Origin of the sequence: Micromonospora sp. DH14, assembly GCF_029809455.1 — a bacterium.
Classification (GTDB): domain Bacteria; phylum Actinomycetota; class Actinomycetes; order Mycobacteriales; family Micromonosporaceae; genus Micromonospora; species Micromonospora parva.
The window spans coordinates 1-21,306 of record NZ_JARVKT010000019.1; the positions used below are offsets into that span (position 1 = coordinate 1).

Annotated in this window: 19 protein-coding genes; 15 read left to right on the forward strand and 4 right to left on the reverse strand. The window is 73.4% G+C overall.

The features are described from left to right. Positions 1-21: 21 nt before the first annotated feature. Positions 22-528, reverse strand: coding sequence for a PaaI family thioesterase (locus QCZ28_RS22600; protein WP_279518525.1), 507 nt, complete (start codon positions 526-528; stop codon positions 22-24). Positions 529-583: 55 nt separating this feature from the next. Between QCZ28_RS22600 and QCZ28_RS22605 the strand changes: the two genes are divergently transcribed. Continuing rightward, positions 584-1,060 carry a helix-turn-helix domain-containing protein gene (locus tag QCZ28_RS22605; protein WP_279518526.1) on the forward strand — a complete coding sequence of 159 codons (477 nt, stop codon included), beginning with the start codon at positions 584-586 and terminating at the stop codon, positions 1,058-1,060. Positions 1,061-1,468: 408 nt separating this feature from the next. Beyond that, entirely contained in the window at positions 1,469-2,515 is a 1,047-nt protein-coding gene (locus QCZ28_RS22610; protein WP_279518527.1) for a S1 family peptidase, read from the forward strand. 96 nt (positions 2,516-2,611) lie between these two features. On the opposite strand, the gene QCZ28_RS22615 is transcribed toward QCZ28_RS22610, so the two are convergent. After that, positions 2,612-3,247, reverse strand: a complete 636-nt coding sequence (locus tag QCZ28_RS22615; RefSeq protein ID WP_279518528.1) for a DUF998 domain-containing protein — start codon at positions 3,245-3,247, stop codon at positions 2,612-2,614. A 90-nt stretch (positions 3,248-3,337) separates the two neighbouring features. Next, entirely contained in the window at positions 3,338-4,072 is a 735-nt protein-coding gene (locus QCZ28_RS22620) for a DUF998 domain-containing protein (RefSeq protein WP_279518529.1), read from the reverse strand. 154 nt (positions 4,073-4,226) lie between these two features. Between QCZ28_RS22620 and aspS the strand changes: the two genes are divergently transcribed. The 4 genes from aspS to QCZ28_RS22640 all read left to right on the forward strand — a co-directional run bounded on the left by aspS (position 4,227) and on the right by QCZ28_RS22640 (position 9,142). Continuing rightward, on the forward strand, positions 4,227-6,032 hold the full coding sequence (gene aspS / locus QCZ28_RS22625) for an aspartate--tRNA ligase (protein ID WP_279518530.1): 1,806 nt from the start codon (positions 4,227-4,229) through the stop codon (positions 6,030-6,032). 103 nt (positions 6,033-6,135) lie between these two features. Continuing rightward, on the forward strand, positions 6,136-6,948 hold the full coding sequence (locus QCZ28_RS22630; protein ID WP_279518531.1) for a sugar nucleotide-binding protein: 813 nt from the start codon (positions 6,136-6,138) through the stop codon (positions 6,946-6,948). A 63-nt stretch (positions 6,949-7,011) separates the two neighbouring features. Further along, on the forward strand, positions 7,012-7,620 hold the full coding sequence (locus QCZ28_RS22635) for a helix-turn-helix domain-containing protein (RefSeq protein WP_279518532.1): 609 nt from the start codon (positions 7,012-7,014) through the stop codon (positions 7,618-7,620). Between the two features lie 235 nt (positions 7,621-7,855). After that, positions 7,856-9,142, forward strand: coding sequence for an MFS transporter (locus QCZ28_RS22640; RefSeq protein WP_279518533.1), 1,287 nt, complete (start codon positions 7,856-7,858; stop codon positions 9,140-9,142). A gap of 33 nt (positions 9,143-9,175) precedes the next feature. Here QCZ28_RS22640 and QCZ28_RS22645 read toward each other — a convergent pair whose 3' ends face one another. Beyond that, the gene (locus QCZ28_RS22645; RefSeq protein WP_279518534.1) at positions 9,176-9,916 is read right to left on the reverse strand and encodes a GNAT family N-acetyltransferase; all 741 of its coding nucleotides are present in this window, start codon (positions 9,914-9,916) and stop codon (positions 9,176-9,178) included. Positions 9,917-10,050: 134 nt separating this feature from the next. On the opposite strand from QCZ28_RS22645, the gene QCZ28_RS22650 reads away from it, so the two are divergent. From QCZ28_RS22650 to QCZ28_RS22690, 9 genes are all read left to right on the forward strand, one after another. Further along, positions 10,051-10,263: a hypothetical protein gene (locus QCZ28_RS22650; RefSeq protein ID WP_124855015.1), complete on the forward strand. Its 213-nt coding sequence runs from the start codon at positions 10,051-10,053 to the stop codon at positions 10,261-10,263. 74 nt (positions 10,264-10,337) lie between these two features. Further along, the gene (locus QCZ28_RS22655) at positions 10,338-11,873 is read left to right on the forward strand and encodes a replication-associated recombination protein A (RefSeq protein WP_279518535.1); all 1,536 of its coding nucleotides are present in this window, start codon (positions 10,338-10,340) and stop codon (positions 11,871-11,873) included. Positions 11,874-14,410: 2,537 nt separating this feature from the next. Continuing rightward, positions 14,411-15,085, forward strand: a complete 675-nt coding sequence (locus QCZ28_RS22660; protein ID WP_210857835.1) for a hypothetical protein — start codon at positions 14,411-14,413, stop codon at positions 15,083-15,085. A 149-nt stretch (positions 15,086-15,234) separates the two neighbouring features. Further along, positions 15,235-15,699 (forward strand): DUF948 domain-containing protein, encoded by a 465-nt coding sequence (locus QCZ28_RS22665; protein ID WP_030335603.1) that lies wholly within the window; start codon positions 15,235-15,237, stop codon positions 15,697-15,699. Between the two features lie 26 nt (positions 15,700-15,725). Further along, entirely contained in the window at positions 15,726-16,031 is a 306-nt protein-coding gene (locus QCZ28_RS22670) for a hypothetical protein (protein WP_030335605.1), read from the forward strand. After that, the gene (gene alaS, locus QCZ28_RS22675) at positions 16,028-18,706 is read left to right on the forward strand and encodes an alanine--tRNA ligase (protein ID WP_279518536.1); all 2,679 of its coding nucleotides are present in this window, start codon (positions 16,028-16,030) and stop codon (positions 18,704-18,706) included. Before QCZ28_RS22670 ends, alaS begins: the two co-directional genes overlap by 4 nt. Before the next feature lie 72 nt (positions 18,707-18,778). Continuing rightward, a complete protein-coding gene (gene ruvX / locus QCZ28_RS22680; protein WP_124857577.1) occupies positions 18,779-19,237 on the forward strand; it encodes a Holliday junction resolvase RuvX in 459 nt (152 codons plus the stop codon). After that, entirely contained in the window at positions 19,237-20,430 is a 1,194-nt protein-coding gene (gene mltG, locus QCZ28_RS22685; protein WP_279518537.1) for an endolytic transglycosylase MltG, read from the forward strand. The genes ruvX and mltG overlap by 1 nt, the downstream gene beginning before the upstream one ends. Then, the gene (locus QCZ28_RS22690) at positions 20,430-21,257 is read left to right on the forward strand and encodes a shikimate dehydrogenase (RefSeq protein ID WP_279518538.1); all 828 of its coding nucleotides are present in this window, start codon (positions 20,430-20,432) and stop codon (positions 21,255-21,257) included. The genes mltG and QCZ28_RS22690 overlap by 1 nt, the downstream gene beginning before the upstream one ends. The last annotated feature ends 49 nt before the right edge of the window (positions 21,258-21,306 follow it).

Below are 21,306 nucleotides of genomic sequence, written 5' to 3' on the forward strand. Positions count from 1 at the left end.
GGGTTAGGGGAGGGGCAGGGGTTAGGGGAGGGGGAGGAGGAGGCAGGTGCTGGTGGCGTGGGCTGTCAGGCGGCCGGCGGCGTCGGTGACGCGGGCCTCGGCCAGGGCCGTGCGGCGGCCGCGTTGCAGCACCGTGCCCTCGCAGCGCAGGGTGCCGCTGTCGACGGTGACCGGACGGAGGAACTTTACGTTGAGGTCCAGCGACGTGTAGCCGACACCGGCCGGCAGGGTGGTGTGCACGGCACACCCCGCGGCGGTGTCCAGCAGGGTGGAGAGCACGCCACCGTGGACGCTGCCGAGCGGGTTGTAGTGGAACTCCTGCGGGGTCAGTTCGACCACGACCCGACCCTCGTCGGCTTCCATCCGGCTCATGTCGAGAAGGTGCATCACCGGCGGCGCGGCCAGTTCGCCGGCGATCATCGCCCGGAGCATGTCCAGGCCGCTGCGTCGACCGACCTGGGCGGCGTTGACCGACGGGTCCGCCCAGGTGAAGGTACGGCTGCGCGCTGGTTCCTGCGTCTGCGTCATGGACGCAGCCTCGCAGTCGGTTGCTGAGTCTGTCAACGAGACTTAGCCTGGTCAGATGCGACCCGCGGCTCTGGACTGGTCAGTGGAGAACTGCACCATCGCCCGCGCGATGGAGATTCTCGGTGAGCGGTGGACGTTGGTGGTCCTGCGCGAGGTGTTCACCGGCGTACGCCGCTTCGACGACATGCGGGTGCGTACCGGCATTCCGCGCCAGGTGCTGACCAACCGGCTCGCCAGCCTGGTGGAGCAGGGCGTGCTCAGTCGCGAGCCGTACCGGGAGCCCGGCAGTCGCCTGCGCCACGAGTACCGGCTGACGGAGAAGGGTCTGGATCTGTGGCCGGTGCTGGTCGCCGTCCTCGGCTGGGGTGACCGGTACCTCGCCGACGCGGACGGCCCGCCGCTGAGCGTCACCCACCGCGATTGCGGCGCCGAGGTACGCGCCGAGTTGCGCTGCGTCGACGGGCACGATGTCGATCGGCCCCGCGACGTGGTGCCCCGCCCGGGTCCCGGCGCCCGTCGCCGTACCCCCTGACCGACGGCGCCCGTCGCGCCGCGCCCCCCACGCGGCCCGCTCCTCACGCGGCCCGCTCCTCACGCGGCGCGCTCACCGGGCCGCGCTCATCACCCGGCGCTCGCCGTCGTGCCGTCCCGGCGGGCGGTGCGCGCCGCGCCCGGTGCGCGGCAACGCATCGATGGTTGTTCACTTCCTGATGGGCCGGATGTCGGTCGGGTGTGACGGCGCCTGTTCACCAGCGTGTCGAGGGTGTTGCGGCCGTGTGGCCGATCAAGGACGGTGAATTCGGGCGAATTCAAGCCTTGTTAATGATCTTAAGTATGTGAATACTTCAGTCTCAGCCGGCCGGTTTCCCCAGATCGGCCGGGTTGCCCTCGGGTCAGCCGCCCCCGGCGAGACCCGCTCCCCCGCCCAGGAGGTTGTTACATGCGACCCACGAGGTCCTCATTCCGTGTTGCGGCTACCGTCGCCGTTTCCGGAACCCTGGTCGTCGGCTCGCTGATCGGTGCGCCGGCTCAGGCCGCTCCCGCCGCGTCGCCCGATGCCGCCGCCGCGATCGCCGCGGAACTCGGCGACCGCTCCGCCGGCTCGTACATCGACGCCAGCGGCAAGTCCGTCGTCACGGTGACCGACGCGGCCGCCGCCAGCAAGGCCAGCAAGGCCGGCGCCGTCGTCCGCTACGTCACCCGCGGCGCGGCCGAGCTCAACCGGGCCACCGCCGACCTGGAGCGCTCCGCCAAGATTCCGGGCACCGCCTGGTGGAGCGACCCGGTCACCAACCAGGTCGTCGTCTCCGTCGACAGCACCGTCACCGGGGCCAAGCTGGAGCGGGTCAAGGCCGCCGCCACGCGGGCCAACGGCGCGGTCCGGGTCGAGGCCGAGGCGGGCGTGCTGAGCACCCGCATCTCCGGTGGTCAGGCCATCTACGCCGGTGGCGGCGGGCGCTGCTCGCTCGGCTTCAACGTGCGCAGCGGCAGCACCTACTCGTTCCTGACGGCCGGGCACTGCACCAACATCTCGTCGAGCTGGTACTCGAACTCCGCCCAGACCGCGCTGCTGGGCACCCGTACCGGCACCAGCTTCCCGGGCAACGACTACGGCATCGTGCGGCACAACAACTCGGCCAACGCCGCCGGTAACGTCTCCCTCTACAACGGCAGCTTCCGGGACATCACCGGCGCCGGCAACGCGTCCGTCGGCCAGGCGGTGCAGCGCTCCGGCAGCACCACCGGCCTGCGCAGCGGCTCGGTCACCGCGACCAACGCCACTGTGAACTACGCCGAGGGCTCGGTCTCCGGCCTGATCCGGACCAACGTCTGCGCCGAGCCGGGCGACAGCGGCGGCTCGCTCTTCGCCAACACCACCGCGCTGGGCCTGACCTCCGGTGGTAGCGGCAACTGCCGCACCGGTGGCACGACCTTCTTCCAGCCGGTCACCGAGGCGCTCAGCCGCTACGGCGTCAGCGTCTTCTGACCCACGCACCGCTCGCGGGCCGCCGGAACACTCCGGCGGCCCGCGTCGCGTTCACGGCCCACCGGACCCCGCCGACACCGGCGAACGCGTCGGCGGTCAGCCGGGACCGGACGGTCTCGGCCGCCGACGGGAGAGCAGCACGGCGGCCAGCGGTGCGCCCGCCTCGGCGGCCGCCGCCAGCCGCTCGGTCAGCCCGATCCACGCCCCGTCGGTGACGAACTCGACGGCGAACCAGCCGACCAGGCCGAGCAGGACCGCCGCCGCGGCGAGCGCCACCCGGCGTACGGGAGCCGGCCCGCCCTGCGGCGGATGGCGGTGCTCCCGGGCGAGGGGCGGCGCGGCGCGACGGGGCACCGCCAGGGCCGGCCAGACGGCCAACGCGCCGAACGCCACCCCGGCGGCCACGACGTGCGTCGTCGAACTGCCCGTCGCGTTCTGCGGGAACACGGCCACCAGCACCGTCGCCAGCCCGCCCACCCCGAGCAGCCCGCGGCCCGCCGGTGCGGCGCTGACCAGGCCGAGCGCGGTCGTCAGGTGACAGAGGCCCAGGCCGGCCAGCCCGATCGTCATGATCCAGCGTTGGTCCGCGCCGGTGGCAGCGAGCGCGCTGATGGTCTGCCGCACCGGGTCGAACCCGTCGGCCTGGGCGGCCTGGGCCGCCGTCCAGCCGCCGATGAGGAACAGCGGTGCGCCAGCGGCCGACAGCAGAGCCCAACGGGGAACGGCGGACATCGGGCGATCGTAGCGGTGCGACCGGCGCGGTTCCCGGGCCGCGCGGTCCGGGCGGACGGACGACGCCGAGGGCTCAGGTCCGGCGGCGACTCACGGCAGCCGGTCGGGTCGCCCGGGCGCCGGCCCGCCCGGGGGTCCGAGCGGATCCGGGGGTACGACGCCGATGGTCGGCAGGTCCGGGCCCACCCGTACGGTGCCACCGGCCGACCAGGCGAGGTGCGCCCGCCGGGCGGAGAGGACCGCCAGCAGCGGCCAGAGGGAGACCGCCACCGCCGTCACCCGCTCGGCCAACCCGGTGCGGGACCCACTGGTCACCTCGAACGCGCACCAGCCGAAGAGCGCGAGCAGCACGAGCGTGGCGCTCAACCCGACCGACCGACGGAACGCCCAGGGTGGCTCCGGCCGGTCGGGGTGTTCGCTGTCGTGGCCGCGCGGCAGCCGCAGTGCCGAACCAGCCGGCCAGAGCACCAGGGCGAGGACGGCCACCGTCGCCGTGACGCCGTGGCTGACCGAGCCACCGACCGGCGGCCGGGGGAAGGCGACGAGCGCGATGGTGGCCACCCCGCCGATCGCGAGCACGAAGCGGCTGGGCAGCCCGGCCGCGTGCAGCACGGCGGCGACCGACAGGTAGCAGCAACCGAGCAGCACCAGGGCCACCACCATGATCCAGGCGTCGGTGGCGTTCTGCCCCGCCAGCTCGCTGATGGTGTCCCGGACCGGGTCGTACCCGACGGGCTGTCGGGACTCCGCCACCGTCCAACCGGCCACCAGCAACACGGGCGCCGCCGCCGCCGTGGCGACGGCCCAGTTCGGTACGGGCCGCATTTCGCCACGTTAACCGCCGCGGCTGCCGGGGGAGTCGGGTTCGCCGGTCCACCCCACCAGCGAATCGTGCCGGCCTGCCGGGTGCCCGGAGGCGGGGCGGCCACCCCTGACAGAATGCGGGTGAGGACTGTTCCACGATGAGGAGTTGCCAGCCGTGATCCGTACCCACAATGCCGGAAGCCTGCGCGCCGCGGACGCCGGCTCGACGGTGACGCTCGCCGGCTGGGTGGCCCGCCGCCGCGACCACGGCGGGGTCATCTTCGTCGACCTGCGCGACGGTTCCGGTGTTGTCCAGGTGGTGTTCCGCGAGGAGGACGCGCACGCGCTGCGCAACGAGTTCTGCGTGAAGGTCGTCGGCGAGGTGACCCGCCGTCCGGCCGGCAACGAGAACCCGGAGCTGCCCACCGGTGAGGTCGAGGTGACCGCCGCCGAGCTGGAGGTGCTCTCCGAGGCGGCGCCGCTGCCGCTGCCGGTGGACGACCAGATCGAGGCCGGCGACGACATCCGACTCCGGTACCGCTACCTGGACCTGCGGCGCAGCGGCCCGGCGAACGCGCTGCGGCTGCGCTCGCGCGCCAGCCAGCTCGCCCGGGGCGTGCTGCACGAGCGGGACTTCCTGGAGATCGAGACCCCGACGCTGACCCGTTCGACGCCGGAGGGCGCCCGCGACTTCCTGGTGCCGGTGCGCCTGCAGCCCGGCAGCTGGTACGCGTTGCCGCAGTCGCCGCAGCTGTTCAAGCAGCTGCTGATGGTCGGCGGCATGGAGCGGTACTACCAGATCGCCCGCTGCTACCGCGACGAGGACTTCCGCGCCGACCGGCAGCCGGAGTTCACCCAGCTCGACATCGAGATGTCGTTCGTCACCGAGGATGACGTGATCGACCTCGGCGAGGCGATCGTCTCGGCGCTGTGGAAGGACCTGGCCGGGCACGAGATCAGCCGGCCGATCCCGCGGATCACCTGGCACGACGCGATGGCCCGGTACGGCTCGGACAAGCCGGACCTGCGCTACGGCGTCGAGCTGACCGAGTTGACCGAGTACCTGCGCGGCACCGAGTTCCGGGTGTTCGCCGGGGCGATCGACGCGGGCGGCTACGTCGGCGCGGTGGTCATGCCGGGCGGCGCGGCGCAGAGCCGCAAGGAGCTGGACGGCTGGCAGGACTGGGCGAAGGCGCGGGGCGCGCGCGGCCTGGCGTACGTGGTGCTGGACGCCGAGACCGGCGAGGCGCGCGGCCCGGTGGCGAAGAACCTCTCCGCCGAGCACCTGGGCGGGCTCGCCGACGCGGTCGGCGCCAAGCCGGGCGACGCGGTCTTCTTCGCGGCGAGCGCCACCACCCGGGAGGCGCAGGAGCTGCTCGGGGCGGCCCGGGTCGAGATCGCCAAGCGTTCCGGCCTGATCGACGAGAGCGCCTGGGCGTTCTGCTGGGTGGTCGACGCGCCGATGTTCGAGCGCACTGACGAGGGTGGCTGGACGGCCGTGCACCACCCGTTCACCTCGCCGAACGCGGAGTGGGTGGACCGGTTCGAGGAGGCTCCGGACCGGGCCCTGGCGTACGCGTACGACATCGTCTGCAACGGCAACGAGATCGGCGGCGGGTCGATCCGTATCCACCGGGGTGACGTGCAGAAGCGGGTCTTCGACCTGCTCGGCATCACCGCCGAGGAGGCGCAGGACAAGTTCGGCTTCCTGCTGGAGGCGTTCAAGTACGGCGCCCCGCCGCACGGCGGTATCGCCTTCGGCTGGGACCGGGTCTGCATGCTGCTCGCCGGTGCGGACTCGATCCGTGAGGTCATCGCGTTCCCGAAGACCCGGGGTGGCTTCGACCCGCTGACCAGTGCTCCCACCCCGATCACCGCCCAGCAGCGCACCGAGGCCGGCATCGACGCCAAGCCCAAGCCGGCCGCGGCGGCCCACGCCGGCACGGCAGGCCCGGCAGCCCCGGTGGCCGACCCGGTCTGACCCCCATTCGCGCCGTCGATCATGGGGTTGACGGGCCCGCGCCACGGCGTGTCGCTCGTTAACCTCATGATCGACGTCGGCGGCGGCAGGGGAGTGGGCTGGGATGCGGGTGCTTGTTGTCGGGGGTAGTGGGTTACTCGGGCGGTCGGTTTGTCGGCGGGGCCTCGGGCTTGGTTGGTCGGTTGTTGGGACGTTTTACTCGGGTGAGATCGACGTGCCGGGTGTCGAGGCGCGTCGACTGGACGTGACCGACCGGGCCGCCGTGCATGCGCTGGTCGCCCAGGTGCGGCCGGACGCCGTGGTCGGGACCCCCTATCGGTACGAGGACTGGGGGGTCACCGCCGACGGGGCCGCGCACGTGGCGCTCGCCGCCGCCGAGGCGGGTGCCCGGCTGGTGCACCTGTCCAGTGATGCGCTGCACGCCGGCCGACCCGTGCCGTACCTCGACGACGAACCACCCACGCCGGTGCACGCGTACGGGGCCGCGAAGGCCGCCGCCGAGACCGCCGTGCGGGCGATCGACCCCGGCGCGGCAGTGGTGCGGACCTCGCTGATCGTGGGGGAGGGCAGCAAGCAGATCCAGCTCTGCCGGGACGCGCTCGCCGGCCGGGCCACCCTGTTCAGCGACGAGCTGCGCTGCCCGATCGACGTCACCGACCTGGCTGACGCCGTGCTGGAGCTGGTCGTCTCGTCGTACGCCGGTCTGCTCAACGTGGCCGGCGCGGACACGGTCAGCCGGGCCGAGCTGGGCCTGCTGGTCGCCGAGCGGTACGGCCTGGATCCGGCCGGCTTGAAGACCGCCACCAGCGCGAGCAGCGGTCTGGTCCGTCCCCTTGACGTACGCCTCGACTCGACCCGTGCCGCTGGCCTGCTGCGCACCCGACTGCGCGGGGTACGCGACGTTCTCGCCCGCTGATTCCTGCACACTTCCTATGCACAACTATTGTGCATAGGAAGTGTGCAGAGATAGTGTGCAGTCATGGAGAACGATGGAGACGCTCCGCGGGCGGCGCTACGTGAGGTCCGCATCGACAAGCGGCAGGTCCGCGTCCTGGCGCACCCGCTGCGAATGCGGCTGGTCGGCGCCCTGCGCGTGAAGGGGCCCGCCACCGCCACCACCCTCGCCGAGCTGCTGGGCACCAACACCGGCGCGACCAGTTACCACCTGCGTCAACTCGCCGAGGTCGGGCTCGTCGTCGAGGACCCTGACCGGGGCAGCGGGCGGCAACGCTGGTGGCAGGCGGCGCACGACGTCACCAACTGGGAGCCGAGCGACTTCGACGACGACCCCGACGCCCGGGCCGCGATCGAGTGGATCCAGGGCGACCAGGTGCGTCTCCTCGCCGAGACCGCCGAGCGCTGGTTCGCCACCCAGCACGAGTGGTCACCCGCCTGGCGGGACGGCTTCGGCATGGGCGACATCTTCATGACCATCCCGCCGGCCCGGCTGGAGGAACTCAAGGCGGAGGTGTGGCAGGTGCTGGAGCGCTACCACCGCGAGGCCGAGCCCGACGCCGCCGCCGACCCGGAGGCCCGCCCGGTGCAGGTCTTCCTGGCCGCCTACCCCCTGCGCGACGGTCTCCAGTGAGCGCGAGGAGTGAGCCGGGTTTGCGAGCCTCGCAGTCGCGAACGGAAGGTGGCTGGGTGAGCGCGAGGAGTGAGCCGGGTTTGCGAGCCTCGCAGTCGCGAACGGAAGGTGGCTGGGTGAGCGCGAGGAGTGAGCCGGGTTTGCGAGCCCCGCAGTCGCGAACGGAAGGTGGCTGGGTGAGCGCGAGGAGTGAGCCGGGTTTGCGAGCCCCGCAGTCGCGAACGGAGGTGGTGTCATGAGCGCGCTGACCGTACGCCAGATCCGCCGTCGTTACCTCACGCTCTACGGCCTGCGCTGGCTGCCCACCGGTCTGATGATTCCGGTGATGATCCTGCTGATGCAGGAGCGGGGCCTGTCGCTGCCGCAGATCGGCCTGGTCGGCACCGCGCAGGGGTTGTTGGTGCTGGCGCTGGAGTTGCCGACCGCCGGGATCGCCGACGCGATCGGGCGCAGACCCGTGCTGCTCGCCGCCGGGGTGCTCAACCTCGCCTCGCTGGCGCTGTTCGCGGTGGCCGACTCGTTTTGGCTGTTCTTCGTGGTCTGGGCCCTGCAGGGGGTCTACCGGGCGCTGGACAGCGGCCCGTTGGAGTCCTGGTACGTCGACGCCACCCTGGCTGCCGACCCGGAGGCCGAGTACGAGCGTGGCCTCGGGCATGCCGGCACCGTGGTCGGCGGTGCGATCGGTGGTGGCGCGCTGCTCAGTGGAGGCCTGATCGCGCTCGGCCCGATCGGGCCGGTCAGCGCGCTCACGGTGCCTGTCCTGGCTGCCATCGTCGCGCAGGCGGCGGCGCTCGTCGCGCTGGTCGCGCTGCTGGTCGAGCAGCGGTCGGCCACCGGGTTCGCGGCGGTGCGGGCCTCGGCCGCCCAGGCGCCGCGGATGGTCGGTGAGGCGGTCGGGCTGCTGCGCCGGTCCCGGGTGCTGCTGGCGCTGGTCGCGGTGGAGCTGTTCTGGGGGTTCGGCATGGTCACCTTCGAGTCGCTGCTGCCGGTGCGGCTGGCCGAGGTGATCGGCGACCCGGAACGCGCCGCCGCGCTGCTCGGCCCGGCGAACTCGGTCGCCTGGCTGGCCTCGGCCGCTGGCGCGGCGCTGACCCCCCTGCTGCTGCGCTGGTTCGGAGCCGCCCCGGGCGCGGCGCTGCTGCGCGTCCTGCAGGGTGTGACGGTGGCCGGGATGGGACTGCTCGCCGGGCCGGTCGGGGTGCTCGTCGCGTACCTGGCCTGCTACGCCGTGCACGGGGCGTCCAACCCGCTGCACAACGGGTTGCTGCACCGGCAGGTGGACGGCCCGTACCGGACCAGCGTGCTCTCGTTGAACTCGATGATGGGACAGCCGGCCGGTGCGCTCGGTGGGGTGGTGCTGACCGCGCTGGCCGCCGCCACCAGCGTCAGCACCGCGATGGTGGTCGGCGCGGTGGTGCTGGCCGTGGCCGCTCCGCTCTACCTGCCCGCCTGGCTGGCCGGCCGTCGGGCCGCACCCGCCGTCGAGCCGACCCCGGTCCCGGTACCCGTCGCCGACCGTTAGGGAACACCCCTCGCCTGGCCGGCCGATCGCCGGTCAGGCGAGGCGGACCGAGCTGAGCGGCAGGGTGTGGGTGAAGCCGAGCCGACGGTAGAGCCGCGCCGCGCCGACGTTGTGGGTGTAGACACCGAGCCCCACGGTGTCGTGGCGAGCCAGCAGTGCCCGGGTCATCCCTGCGGTCAGGGACGCGCCCAGCCCTCGACCCCGTTGGTCGGGGGCGACGGTCAGGCCGGCGAGGAAGCCGATGTCCCCCTGGCTGCGGTCCGCGCCGCAGGCGACCAACCGGTCGCCGACCCGGATGCCGTACCAGTCCACCACCCGTGGGTCTCCCGGGCGGGAGGTGCTGCTGGGGAACGACTGTTCGACCAGCGCCGCCAGCGCCGGCTGGTCGGCGTCGGTGAGGCGGACGACCCGCCTCTCGTCCGGCTGGGCCGGCGGTGGCGCGGTGGTCCAGTGGAAGTCCCAGTCGGTGTGTTCGGCGACCGCTGGCCGGTCGGCCAGCAGAGCGCGATCGTGGCGGGGCAGGTGCAGCCGGTGCCCCGGGCGCAGCGCGCCGTCGGCGATGAGCGCGACGCAGATCTCCAGCGCCGGTTCGACCGGGCCGATCGCGCAGCCGGCCGGTCCCTGCTCGGGCGGGACCAGCCACAGCACGGCACCGTCGCGCCGATAGCCACGCACCGGCGGGCGCGCACCGAGCGCGTGCCGGGCGAACGGGTGGTGCGCGACGGCGCCCAGGATGGCGCTCCGGTCCTGGAGCACCTGGTCGTCGATGATCATGCTGCCCAGCCTAAGTCCCGCCGGGCCGCCGCCGGGCCGTCGTGGCGCGGGTGCATCCACGGTGGAGATTGGCGAGCCGACCGATTGGGTACATCACGCGCCGACCTACTGGGAACCCCCACCGGAGGACCGACATGCTCGCCATTCTCGCGGCCATCGTCTTTGGCTTCGCCCTGCTGCTCGACCTGCTCGGCACCGACTTCGGAGCGCCGGACCTGTTCAACTGGAACACCCTCGTCCTGATCGGGTTGCTGCTGCTCTCGCTCTACCTGGCCGGCGTGGGCAGCGGCCCGCGCGGCGGTGGCGGCGGCCGCTGGTACCGGGGCCGGCGTCCCGGGCGTGGCTGACCGGAACCGATCACTGGCAGCGGGCCCGCGGCGCGATTCCGGCGTCGTGGGCCCGGCCCGGTACTGTCTTCGTGATGGAGTCCGACGCCCTCTTCTCCCTCGGTGAACCGACCGGGTCGCGCAGCGCGCCCGACGGTCCCGCCGGTGTCGACGGCTTCACCGCGGTGGCCGACGATTCGCCCCTGCCGGTCCGGATGCGCCCGGTCACCCTCGACGAGTTGGTCGGGCAGGAGCACCTGCTCGCTCCCGGTGCACCGCTGCGGCAACTGGTCTCCGGCGGGGCGCCGATGTCGGTGATCCTCTGGGGCCCGCCGGGCAGCGGCAAGACCACCATCGCGCACCTGGTGGCCGGTGCCACCGACCGCCGCTTCGTGGCCATGTCGGCGCTCTCCGCCGGGGTGAAGGACGTCCGGGCGGTGATCGAGACGGCCCGCCGCCAGCGTCGTTCCGGCGGCCCGCAGACAGTGCTCTTCATCGACGAGGTGCACCGGTTCAGCAAGACCCAGCAGGATTCGCTGCTCGCCGCCGTGGAGGACCGTACGGTCACCCTGCTGGCGGCGACCACCGAGAACCCGTACTTCTCGGTCATCTCACCGTTGCTGTCGCGATGCGTGCTGCTCACCCTGCAACCGTTGGACGACGAGGCGGTGCGGGGCCTGTTGCGCCGCGCGGTCGCCGACAAGCGTGGCCTGGACGGTGCGCTGACCCTCACCACCGAGGCCGAGGACCACCTGGTCCGGCTGGCCGCCGGTGACGTCCGTAAGGCCCTCACCGCCCTGGAGGCGGCGGCCGCCTCCGCCACGGCCCTCGGCGGCGGGCGGATCGACCTGGCCACCGCCGAGCAGGCGGTCGACGTGGCGGCGGTGCGCTACGACCGTGACGGCGACGCCCACTACGACGTGGTCAGCGCCTTCATCAAGAGCATGCGCGGCTCGGACGTCGACGCCGCGGTGCACTGGCTGGCCCGCATGCTGGTCGCCGGTGAGGACGCCCGGTTCATCGCCCGTCGCCTGGTTATCTTCGCCAGCGAGGACGTGGGCATGGCCGACCCGACCGCGTTGAGCGTCGCCACCGCCGCCGCGCACGCTGTCGAGTACGTGGGTCTGCCCGAGGCGCAGCTCAACCTGGCCCAGGCGGTGATCCATCTGGCCACCGCGCCGAAGTCGAACTCGGCCACCACCGCCATCGGCGCCGCGATCGCCGACGTCCGGGCCGGTCGCGGTGGCCCGGTGCCCCGGGGGCTGCGCGACGCGCACTACGCCGGTGCCCGTGGGTTGGGCCACGGGACCGGCTACCGCTACCCGCACGACGACCAGCGCGGCGTGGTCACCCAGCAGTACGTTCCGGACGACCTGGTGGGCACCGACTACTACCAGCCCAGCCCGCACGGCGCGGAGCGGTCGGTGGCCGGACGGCTGCCGCTGCTGCGCCGGATCGTGCGTGGTCTGCCGGCCCCGGCCGCGCGGCCGACACCAGCAGCCGAGCCGTCCGTAACGGCGCAGAACGCGCCAGCGCTATCCCCGGGGGTCGCCCGTCCGACGACGGACACGGGTGCCCCCGGCATGATGCAGGACAGCGGCACCGACGCCGCAGGAGAGGGTCAACAGTGAGATCGCGTGGTGGGGACCGCCCGGACGAGGGCCCGGACGAGCGGCGCGATCCGCGTGCCAAGACCCGCCGTTGGGGTCGTGGCCGGGCGGCCGAGCCGGAGCCGGAGGAGCCGGTCGCCGGCGAGGAGTTCGGCTGGATCGACGACCTGCGCTCGGCCAAGCAGCAACGCACCGAGCTGGGCCCGGACGGCGCACCGGCGGAGCCGAACCGCCCCCGTGGCGGCATGCCGCCCGCAGACCCGGCGGGGCCGCCGGCCCAGGCCACCCCGCGTACGCCGGCAGAGCCGCCCGGTGCGCGCGGCGGTGGGCCGGAGGTCTCGGCGCCGCCGACCCCACGTCAGGGTGAGCCGGGCGTCGCCGCCCGTCGACCGGTCGACGGACCCTGGCCGGGGGAGACGCCGCCAGCGGGCCGCCGTCCGGATGACCGGCCACCCGCCCCGGTCCCCGGCGCACTCGGGCAGCCACCGCGCCGCGGCGTGCAGCCGGTGCCCGGAGCCCGCGCCGCCGTACCGCCGTCGCCACCCACCGCCCGCCCGGGCGGTGGTGACCCGACCGGCCCGCAGGGGCCTCGCCCGGCACCCGACGTGCCCGGCGGCCCGGCTCGTTCTCGAGGTGCGGCGGTCCCTCCGGGCCCACCCGTGGGCCCACCGGTCTCCGGCGCGCCGGCCGGTCGTCGTCCGGACGCCGCTGTTGCGCCGGGCCGCCGTCCGGACACCGCCGCGCCCGGCGGACATCCGGACGCGATGCCGCCGCTGCGCCGTCCGGACGCCGGCCCGCCGGTTCGCCGACCCGGCCCGGAGCAGCCGGTCGAACCCGGCCGTGCCCGGCCGCCCGCCGACGGCATGCCCACCGGTCGACGTGCCGCCGCCCCGCCACCCGACCCGGCGCGGGCCGCCGGAGCACCCACCGCCGGAGCACCCACCGCCGGCGGGCCGACCCGCTTCGACGGCGCGCCGGCTGGCGTGGTGCCGCCGACCGTGGACGGCCCGCGGCCCGACCCCGCCGTCGATCGTGGGCCGCGCGCCGCCAGGCGTCGTCCGGGCCCGGGCGACCCCGGTGCCCCCGAGCCCGTCGAACGGCCCGCCGAGCGTCCCCGTCCGGCAGCCGGCGGGCGTCGCCGCGCCGCGGAACCCGACGAGCCACCAGTGCCCCGCTCGGGCAACGCGCCACCGGTGCCCCGCGCGGGCGACGCGCCACCGGTGCCCCGCTCCGGAAACGCGCCGCCCGTGCCCCGTGCGGGCGAGGTGCCGCCCGGGCCCCGCTCGGGCAGCGCGTCGTCGATGCCCGAGGCGCCCGGCGCGCACAGCGGCGCCCTGCCCACCGTCGGCCCCGCCGACGGCACCGGTCGGCGTCGGGTGGTCTCCGACGAACCGGAACGCCGAACGCCACCCGGTGGCGAGCCCCGCGTGGACCGGCCGGAGCGACCGGCGGACTGGCTGCGCCAGGCCGGCCGGCTGCCGCACACCGACCCGGGCCTGCCAGTGGTCAACCGCCGCGAGGGCACCCCGCCGGCCGGGGGTCGCCGTCCGGCGTCGACCACCGGGCCGGGAGAACACGCCGACCAGGCGTCCGGTCGCCTCGCCGTGCCGGACCCGGCCGCCGAGCGCACCGCCGCCCGCCGGCCCGCCGGCCCGCCGGTCGACCCGGGCGCTGACGCACCGACCGGGCGTCGCGCCGTCCGGCCCGATCCGCTGGGATCCACCGGAGAGCAGGCGTCGCCCTATCCGTCGGTTCCCGGCGAGCGGCCCGCCCGTGGTCGGGGCGCTGCGGCCGTACCCACTCCCGACCCCACCGTCCGGCGCGGCCGGGCCGCGGCGGGGCCCGGCCCGGACGCACCGCCCACCCCGGACCCGACCGGCCGACGACGTCGTCCGGCAGCCGAGCCCGGCCCCGACGGTACGGCCGGTCCCGGTCGACCCGGGCCCGCCAACGACACCGGCGAGGACCCCTACGGCGGTGGGCGACCCGCCCCCGGCGTCGGTCCCGCGGCCCGGGGCGCCGCCCGCTCCACCCCACCCGGCCGGGCGAGGCCCATCCCCGGCGACGCGCCGGCACCCGGGACCGGGCGTCGGGGCGTTGACGGCCCAGCACGCCCCGGCCCGGGTGTCGAGGCTGCCCCCCGGGACGCGACCCGTCCGGACGGTCCGGCCCGCGCGGCGGTGCCGCCGGGCGTGGACGGTCCGCCACGGTCACGTCCCGACGGTCCGGCTCGCGCCGCCGTCCGTCCGCCCGGTGCGCAGCCGCCCACCGACGAGCGGACCACCGGTGAACCGGGGCCGGCGGGTCCGGCCCGTGGCGGTGCGCCGGTCGGCCGGCCCGCGCCGGTCGACCGTGCCGCCGGGCGGGCCCTGCCCCCGCATCGGGAGCCCGGCCGTGCCGAGCCGAGCGGTGTCGCGCCGGTGCCGCCGCCCGGACGTGCCGGTGAGCCCGTCGGCGTGGCGCGCGCCGCCGTGGTGGTGCCCTCCGCGTCCGGCCCCCTCGACCGGGCGGCGCCGGAGCCCACCGACGGACCGGCGCTGCGCGCGGCCGGCCAGGACGTGCCGGACGACGACGCCGCGCCGGGTGCCCGTTCCGAGGAACGCCGGCAGACCCGGGAACGACGCCGCCTCCGCGCGGCGGTGTTGGTGCTGGTCAGTGTGGTCCTGCTCGGCGCGGTGCCGCTCTTCTTCGGCCTCCGGACGCTGAGCCGTGACCCGGTCTTCGACAACCTGGACCAGCTCAACGTGCCCGGTTGGGCGGCCGCGAAGACCGTCGACGACGTCAGCGGCAGCCGGTGGTGCCTGATCGACTGCCGGTTGCGGGAGCGGACCGTGACCTCGGAGAAGGCGCCCGAGGAGACCGCGCGGGTCTACGAGGACGCGCTGCGTGCGGACGGGTGGCGGCCGTGGAAGGTGAGCCGCTGCCCGGAGCAGCAGACGAAGGGCAGCTACACCTGCTGGCGTCGCGACGAGCTGACCCTCGACCTGTGGGTCCGCGAGCCGACCTGCGTGCCACCGCCGGTGGACGGCGAGCCGGCAGTGGTGCCGTCCGGTGACCCGTCGGCCGCTGCGACCGAGTGCACCGGCTCGTTGGTGTCGGTGAAGGTGCGCAATGCGATCGACGACGAGCGGACCAGGCCGCAGCCGACCACCGACCCGTCACTGACCGGTGAGGATCCGTTCCCCACTGTCAGTGCGGATCCGCTGGGCGAGCTGACACCCTCACCGTCCTGAGCCGGTCTCCATCACGGACGGTAGGGTCTGGGGCTGGCGGGCACGCCCGCCGTCGGTCAACGCCGACGGCTCGGCGGCCGGCGCGGGTGTCATGGTGGTGCGTTCCGGGGACGTCGGGTCCTGCGGAACTCTGCATGAGGAGGACAGGCATGGGCGACATTGGAGCGATCGCGGCGCTGATCGCGGCATCCGCGTTCGCGGTGCTGGTGCTCATCCTGACGCTGCCCATCCTGCGGCTGCGGCACACGGTTGACGCCACCACCCGCATGATCAACGACCTCAACGATCGGACCGCGCCGCTGCTCGGCGACGTGAACACCACGGTGAAGAACGTCAACACCGCGCTGGAGCAGGTGCAGACCTCGCTCGACGGGGTGAACCTGCAGTTGGCGAAGGTCGACACCATGACCAGCCACGCGCAGAACGTCACCGCCAACGTCGCCAACCTGGCCACCGTCGTCTCCGCCGCGGCCGCCAACCCGTTGGTCAAGGTGGCCGCGTTCGGCTACGGCGTGCGGAAGGCCGCCGCCGGCCGTCGGCACGCCGAGACCGAGCGCCAGGTGCGCGACACCATCAAGCAGCAGCGACGGGCCGCGCGACGCGGCAACAGCTGACCGGCCGGACCAGGAGGTAGCGGGACATGAAGCGCTTGTTCTGGCTCGGCGTCGGGGTGGCCGTCGGCGTGATCGTGGTGCGCAGGGCGACCCGGACCGCGCAGGCGTACACGCCGGCCGGCATCGCCAGCTCGCTGACGGAATCCGCTGGCGGCCTCGTTGAGTCGCTGCGTAGTTTCGTGGAGGACGTCCGGGTCGGGATGGCCGAACGCGAGCAGGAGATCCACCAGGCGTTCGCCCAGGGCGAGGCGTTCGACGATCAGTTCGCCGACCTGCGGGAAGACCCGCGGATCGGCGATCGAGAAATCTTTCCGGAGGAACACCAGCGATGAAGACGGCGGAGATCAAGCGGCGGTACCTCGCGCACTTCGAGGCGAATGGCCACACCGTGGTGCCGTCCGCTCCGCTGCCCGCCATCAGCGACCCGAACCTGCTGTTCGTCAACGCCGGCATGGTGCAGTTCGTCCCGTACTTCCTGGGTCAGCAGACTCCCGCGTACCAGCGGGCGGTCAGCGTGCAGAAGTGCATCCGCACGCCGGACATCGACGAGGTCGGCAAGACCAGCCGGCACGGCACGTTCTTCCAGATGAACGGCAACTTCTCCTTCGGTGACTACTTCAAGGCCGGGGCGATTCCCCTGGCGTGGGAGTTGTCCACGAAGCCGATCGCCGAGGGTGGTTACGGGCTCGATCCGGACCGGATCTGGCCGACGATCTACCTCGACGACGACGAGGCGTACGAGATCTGGCGGTCGGTGGGCGTGCCCGCCGAGCGAATCGTCCGCCGGGGCAAGGCGGACAACTTCTGGTCGATGGGTATCCCCGGGCCGTGCGGCCCGTCGTCGGAGCTGTTCTACGACCGGGGCCCGGAGTACGGCCGTGAGGGTGGGCCGGCGGTCGACGAGGACCGCTACATGGAGTACTGGAACCTCGTCTTCATGCAGTTCGAGCGGGGCCCGGGTACCACCAAGGAGGACTACCCGATCCTGGGTGACCTGCCGGCGAAGAACATCGACACCGGCATGGGCCTGGAGCGGATGGCCTCGATCCTGCAGGGCGTCGACAACCTGTACGAGATCGACGAGGTCCGGCCGATCCTGGCCCGGGCGGCGGAGCTGACCGGTAAGCGGTACGGCGCGCACTCCGGGCACGTGGCCAGCGAGTCGCACCCGGACGACGTCCGGCTGCGGGTGATCGCCGATCACGTGCGGACGGCGTTGATGCTGATCGGCGACGGGGTGACCCCGTCGAACGAGGGCCGCGGGTACGTGCTGCGCCGGATCATGCGTCGGGCGATCCGGTCGATCCGGCTGCTCGGCTGGCAGGACCGGGCGCTGCCCGAGCTGCTGCCGGTGGCCCGCGACTGCATGTCGCCGTCGTACCCGGAGCTGGCGACCGACTTCGACCGGATCGCGGATTACGCGTACGCGGAGGAGGAGGCGTTCCTGTCCACCCTGCGGGCCGGCACCACGATCCTGGACACCGCGATCGCGGAGACCCGCACGGCGGGCGGCTCCGCGCTGTCCGGTGCGAAGGCGTTCCAGCTGCACGACACGTACGGCTTCCCGATCGATCTGACCCTGGAGATCGCCGCCGAGCAGGGCCTCACCGTCGACGACGAGGGTTTCCGGCGGCTGATGGCCGACCAGCGGACCCGGGCGAAGGCGGACGCGCAGGCCCGCAAGACGGGGCACGTGGACCTGTCGGCGTACCGCTCGGTGCTCGACGCGGGTGGGCCGGTGACGTTCACCGGGTACAGCGAGGTGTCCCGCGAGTCGACGGTGCGGGCGCTGCTCGGCGCCGACGGCCCGCGCCAGGCGGCGACCGAGGGCGACACCATCGAGCTGGTGCTGGACACCACCCCGTTCTACGCCGAGGGTGGTGGCCAGCAGCCCGACCAGGGCATGATCACGGTCGGTGGCGGGCAGGTCGAGGTGCTCGACGTGCAGCAGCCGGTGCCCGGCCTGATCGTGCACCGGGCCCGGGTGATCCGGGGCGAGATACGCGCCGGTGAGGCCGGCTTCGCCGAGATCGACACGACCCGACGGCGGGCGATCTCCCGGTCGCACACCGCCACCCACCTGGTGCACCAGACGATGCGCAACTTCCTCGGTGAGTCGGCCACCCAGGCCGGGTCGCTGAACGCCCCCGGTCGACTCCGGTTCGACTTCAACACCCCGACGGGGGTGTCGCCGAGCGTCCTGCGTGACGTGGAGCAGCAGGTCAACGAGGTGCTGCTGGCCGACCTTGAGGTGCACGCCTTCATCACCTCGTTGGACGAGGCGCGGCGGATCGGCGCGATGGCGCTGTTCGGCGAGAAGTACGGCGAGGAGGTGCGGGTCGTCGAGGTGGGTGACTACGCCCGGGAGCTGTGCGGCGGCACGCACGTGGCCCGCTCGGCCCAGCTCGGCCTCGTGAAGATCCTCTCCGAGTCGTCGATCGGTTCCGGTGTCCGCCGGGTCGAGGCGTTGGTCGGCATGGACGCGTTCGGTTTCCTGGCCAAGGAGCACCTGTTGGTCTCCCGGCTGGCCGAGCTGTACCGGGTGCCCAACGACCAGGTCGCCGACCGGGTGGAGCAGACCGTCACCCAGCTCCGCGACGCCGAGAAGGAGCTGGAGAAGCTGCGTGCCCAGCTGGTGCTGGGTGGCGCGGCGGCGCTCGCGGCTCAGGCCAAGGACGTGCGCGGGGTCGCGTACGTGGGCACCGAGGCGCCGGAGGGCGCGGCCGGCAACGACGTGCGCACCCTGGCCCAGGAGATCCGCGGCAAGATCGACCCGGCGCGGCCGGCGGTGGTCGCGGTGGCGGCCCGGTCGAACGGCAAGGCGTCCCTGGTGGTGGCGGTCAACGCGGCGGCGCGGGGCCGGGGCCTGGCGGCGTCGGATCTGGTGAAGGCGGCGTTCTCGGGGCGCGGCGGTGGCAGTCCGGACCTGGCGCAGGGCGGCGGTCTGCCCGCGGCCGAGGCGCCGAACCTGCTGCTCACCGTCGAGAAGGCGATCACCGAGGCGTGATCAACCATTACTGTGGGTCAGGGCGGGCCATCTGGTCCGCCCTGGTTCGTACCCGGCCGGTGGTGACCGTCGGTGGCTGAGCTGACGCGTGGGGTGCGGATCGGCGTGGATGTCGGTCAGGTGCGGGTGGGTGTCTCCCGCTCGGACCCGGACGGGATCCTGGCGACGCCGCTGGTCACCCTGGCCCGTGATCTCACGGCGGCGCCGGACGCGGTGCCGAGCGACCTCGCCGAGCTGGCCGCGTTGGTGGCCGAGCACGAGGCGGTGGGGGTTGTCGTCGGCCTTCCGGTCAACCTCGCCGGCAAGCACGGCCCTGCGGCCGCCCACGTGAAGGCGTACGCTGACCGACTGGTCGATGTGATAGCGCCCGTCCCGGTAACGCTCACTGACGAGAGGATGTCGACCGTGGTCGCTTCTCGTAGGCTTGCCGAGCGTGGCGTCCGAGGTAAACGTCAACGTGCGGTTGTCGATCAGGCGGCCGCGGTGGAGATCCTGCAGAGCTGGCTGGACGCGCAGCGGAGGCGGACGTAATGATCGACGATCTGGACCTTGGGTTCGACGAGCCGGAGCGGGGGGAGAAGGGTCGGCACCGGCGCGGCTTCCGCAAGCGCAAGAGCGGGTCCGGCGGCGGCCGGGGCAAGACATTCCTGGCTCTGCTGATGGCCCTGGTTCTGCTGGGCGCGATCGGCGGCGGCGCGTTCTACGGCTTCGACCGGATCCAGAACTACTTCGTCACCCCCGACTACGACGGCAGCGGGTCCGGTGAGATCACCGTCGAGATCAAGAACGGCGCGCTGCTCGCCGACATGGCCGACGCCCTGGTGGCGGCCGACGTGGTGAAGAGCCAGAAGGCCTTCATCGAGGCGGCCGAGGCCGAGTCGCGCAGCAAGAACATCCAGCCGGGCACGTACAAGCTGCGCAAGCAGATGAGCGGCGAGAACGCCGTCGCCGCGATGCTCGACCTGAAGAACAAGATCGTCAACGGGTTGACGATCCCCGAGGGCCGCACGAGCTTCAACATCTACAAGCTGCTCTCCGAGAAGACCAAGATCCCTGTCAAGGACTTCCAGGCCGCCGCGAAGGACCCGGAGGGGCTCGGCGTCCCGGACTGGTGGTTCAAGCGCGGCGACGGCAAGAAGAGCGTCAAGTCCGTCGAGGGTTTCCTCTTCCCGGACACCTACGAGATCCCGCCGAAGTCCACCGCCGAGAGCATCCTCAAGCTGATGGTGAATCGCTTCCTCTCCGTCACCGGGGAGATGAAGTTCGCCGACCAGGTGCAGGAGAAGCGCAAGGTCAGCCCGTACGAGGCGCTGATCGTGGCCTCACTGGCCCAGGCCGAGGCCGGCAACAAGGACGACCTGGGCAAGGTCGCCCGGGTGGCCTACAACCGGGCGTACGGCGAGTTCCCGTGCAACTGCCTGGAGATGGACGTCACGGTCAACTACTACCTGGAGTCGATCGGCAAGCCGACCAAGTCGTCCAAGCAGATGACCGCTGCCGAGCTGGACGACCCGAAGAACCCGTACAACCGCAAGCTGCCCGGGATGATCCCGACCCCGATCAACAACCCCGGCAAGCAGGCCCTGGAAGGGGCGATGAACACGCCGCCGGGCAAGTGGCTCTTCTTCGTGGCGATCGACAAGGAAGGCCACTCCGCCTTCGCCGAGACGTACGAGGAGCAAAAGCGCAACGAGGCCAAGGCCAAGGAGGCCGGGATCATCTGATGGCGCTCAGGCGGCGGGCGGCGGTGCTCGGCAAACCGATCGCGCACTCCCTCTCCCCGGTGATCCACAACGCCGGCTACGCGGCGGCGGGGCTGACCGGGTGGTCGTACACCCGGATCGAGTGCGCGGCGGCGGAGCTGCCGGATCTGGTCGCCGGCCTGGGTCCGGAGTGGGCCGGGTTGTCGGTGACCATGCCGGGCAAGGAGGCGGCGCTCGCGGTGGCCGACGCCGCCTCGCCGGTCGCCGCCGCCGTCGGCGCGGCCAACACGTTGGTACGCCGTCCGGACAGCTCGTGGTACGCGGACAACACCGACGTCGCCGGCATGGTGCACGTCCTCACCGACGCCGGGGTGAGCGCCGGTGCCGCCGTGACGGTGCTCGGTGCCGGCGGGACGGCCCGCGCCGCGCTCGCCGCCGCCGCGCAGCTGGCCTGCTCGGCGGTGACGGTGGTGGCCCGCCGACCGGAGGCGGTCGACGAGCTACAGCCGGTGGCCGACGCCGTGGGTGTCGCGCTGACACCCGTCCCATGGGCCGATGCGCCCCGGCACCTCTCGACCGCCGACGTGGTCGTCTCCACAGTGCCGAAGGGGGTCGCCGACCCGCTGGCCGGCGCGGTGGCCTGGCGGCCGGGCGCGGTGTTCTTCGACGCGCTCTACGACCCGTGGCCGACGCCGCTGGCGACCGCCGCCGACGCGGCCGGCTGCCGGATCGTCTCGGGCCTGGATCTGCTGCTGGCCCAGGCGGTCGGGCAGTTCGAGCAGTTCACCGGCGTGGCCGCGCCGAGGGCGGCGATGGCCGCCGCGCTGGCGGCGGCCCGCGCCGGCTGAAGCGTCCGGCCCGAACGATCGAGTCAGGCTTGATTCCTGACTGCTTCAA